This is a genomic window from Nostoc cf. edaphicum LEGE 07299 (assembly GCF_015207245.1).
Taxonomy (GTDB): Bacteria; Cyanobacteriota; Cyanobacteriia; order Cyanobacteriales; family Nostocaceae; genus Nostoc; species Nostoc edaphicum_B.
In genome coordinates this window covers 1-2,824 of the sequence record NZ_JADEXF010000901.1, presented here as the reverse complement: position 1 = coordinate 2,824, position 2,824 = coordinate 1, and the positions used below count along the sequence as shown (strand labels likewise).

Sequence of the window (2,824 nt, the reverse complement as noted above, 5' to 3'; positions counted from 1 at the left end):
TTTCAAGACTGATTACTAGTAGTTTGTCAAGTTTAAATTGATGGATAAATAAGTTCGTAGTAAGGACTTTAGTCCTTATTTTCCAAGCACTAAAGTGCTTACTACAAATCCTCAACACTATCTTGACGAAGTACTAGGCGCATTAGGAACTCGTGTATTTATGATATCCTGCGATATATCTGGGATAAACCAGTTAGCGTTTTTGCTGTTTAGAACTTTTACAGTCGGGACATTCAATTCAATCGCAGTAGTATCTGGATTCCTCTTAATTACCAACTGAGTTCCATCAAGGATCTTCAAAGCAGCGGCTCCTGTCAATTCTTCACCTTGCCCGTTAGGACTAGAAGTGAAATTTGCTACCTGGACATCATTCGGTAGATAGATGCCATCACAATCCCAGTTATTTTTAGTGGATTGACCATCAGCTAGAAAATATAGACCATTCTCGTATACGGCATCTTCATCTTCATCATCATCATTTGGTCTTTTACCGTATACCGCTATGGTATTACCTGTTTGGTTGTTGCATTGACCCCAATTGATTCCCGTCTCTAAAGCATATTTTTGCAGTGTTAATTCCTCGGTTCTTTTTTTAATTTCTTCTGGTGTCAGACCTTCAACTTGAGTTTGGGCATCTTTTGTCTGAGAGAGTTGCTTAAGAGCTTTAGTGACTTCGATGTAATCAGGGTTTTTGCTAAATTTTGGTCTATCAGCAAAAGAAGGTTGAGCAAAGGCTAGATTAGCGACAATCATTAAGACAATTAGCAGAGATTTCCAGATTTTCATGTTTTGATTCCTGTTGATGGGTAAGATATTTTGCCGTTTAAAATTCGTTTTACTCAGAAAATTGATGATGCACCTCTTTATTAGACACTTAATTTTTCTTGTTCTTCACTTGACGGCTGAGTATTGAAACCTAAAATTAATGAGAATATATAACTAGAAACTACAGATAAAAGAGTCCAAGTAACATTTTCTGTGACAATAAACACGCCCAAACCAATCAAGATACAAGGAACAAAAGTATTGCCATTTTCAGTTAAAAAGTTGGCGATCGCAGGCAAGTAGGTTAACTTATAAGCGGCATAACACCATACACCCACTAGAGTGAAGAATACACTTATAATCACCAGCAGACTATCTAATTCTGAGTTGGCAAACAGGGGCACATAGACGCTGATATTATCACCGCCATTAGCAAAGGCGATCGCGGCGACATTGCAAGTTTGTGGAGAAACAAAACTCCTAACTATAGAGGGAGAAGACGGCTCAGTTTCTTCTTCAGCTTCCTCAAATGAATTCTCTTCGCGTTTTAGTAAACTGCTCACACCAATGATTATTGGCATTAACCCAAGTAGTCTAATCCAGTCCTGCGGTATGATTAGTCCACCCAAGAAACCGGGAAGGCTAGCAACGATCAATGCTGCAAAACCGAGATACTGACCAGCAAGGATGTGACGACTGCGAAACGTTTTACTTATTTGTGAAAAAAACAACGTCAGAATGACAATATCGTCGATGTTGGTGGCAGTGAATGCAGTAATCCCTGTGGTAATTGCAGTTACTAAATCGTTCATTTGTGGATGTCCTTATGTTCATGCTTGGGCATTGGCAGAGGTGCAGAAGGAAAAAACTTACTGCAACTGCTCCCCTGCTCTTTACTTGCCGTTCGATTCCATGCCGAAGCTTTGATTTATACTTTAGTCAAACTAATCGATAGAATCAAATGCTTTTATTTGTCAAAATGATAAATGAAAGTGATTAAAATTTTCATACCAAGTCTTAGGGATACGATAAATGGCAGGAATGACGCTTGAGCAGCTAAAAATATTTCTGGCTGTGGCGCAGAACTTACACTTCACTCGCGCAGCAGAGGAGCTTTATATTACACAACCTGCCGTCAGTGCAGCGATCCACAACCTAGAGCAAGAATACGGAGTGAAACTATTCCATCGGATTGGTCGCCATATCGAGATTGCTGAAGCGGGTAAATTACTACAAGTGGAAGCGCAGAAAATTCTCGATCAAGTTTCTTTGACAGAAAGAGGATTACGAGAATTAAACAATCTGCAACGGGGTGAATTGAAATTAGGGTCAAGTCTGACAATTGGCAACTACTGGCTACCAAGTAAGATTAGTGAGTTTAAGAGCCAATATCCTGGTATCCAGATTGACTGTACCCTTGCCAATGCAGAAACGATTTGTGTCGGTACAGCGATGGGACAGTTTGATTTAGGTTTGGTGGAAGGAGATGTAAAGCCAGCGCTTCAGAATACTCTAGAGTACGAAATAGTGGCGAGCGATCGCTTACAAATTGTGGTTGGTCAAAAACACCCTTGGTTTGAGTGGGGAGAAATTGATTTAAGCCAACTAACTCAAACTCCTTGGGTGATGCGGGTGCCAGAATCTGGTACACAACAAAGGTTTGAAGAAGCGTTGCAAAATTGGGGGATCAACCTCAACGAACTGAATGTAATTTTAGTGTTCACCAGTGGTGAGATGGCAAAAGCCGCAATTGAAAATGGCGTAGGCGCAACTGGAATTTCTGAGCTGATGGTAAAAAAAGAAATCCAGTTAGGAACTCTGCGGGCAATTCGAGTTATTGATAATAAAGAAGGCAACAGTGCGATGACTACGGCGGGCTACGCCTACGCAGAAATAGTTCGACCTTTTTTCAAAATCAAGCATCGTCAGCGTTTTCAAACTGCTCTTTCCAAAGTCTTTGAACAAATGTTGATATCGTCTATGTCGGATGGTTTACATCAACATGTATCAGTTATTTAAAGGAGATTGGGGATTGGGTACAAAAGCTGTCTCTTATACA

Annotated in this window: 3 protein-coding genes; 1 reads left to right on the top strand and 2 read right to left on the bottom strand. The window is 40.2% G+C overall.

The annotated features are described in order from the left end of the window. Positions 1-117: 117 nt before the first annotated feature. A complete protein-coding gene (locus tag IQ229_RS22385; RefSeq protein ID WP_194047517.1) occupies positions 118-786 on the bottom strand; it encodes a hypothetical protein in 669 nt (222 codons plus the stop codon). An 80-nt stretch (positions 787-866) separates the two neighbouring features. After that, the gene (locus IQ229_RS22380) at positions 867-1,577 is read right to left on the bottom strand and encodes a cadmium resistance transporter (protein WP_194047515.1); all 711 of its coding nucleotides are present in this window, start codon (positions 1,575-1,577) and stop codon (positions 867-869) included. A 220-nt stretch (positions 1,578-1,797) separates the two neighbouring features. Between IQ229_RS22380 and IQ229_RS22375 the strand changes: the two genes are divergently transcribed. Next, the gene (locus tag IQ229_RS22375) at positions 1,798-2,784 is read left to right on the top strand and encodes a LysR substrate-binding domain-containing protein (RefSeq protein WP_194047513.1); all 987 of its coding nucleotides are present in this window, start codon (positions 1,798-1,800) and stop codon (positions 2,782-2,784) included. Positions 2,785-2,824: the final 40 nt, after the last annotated feature.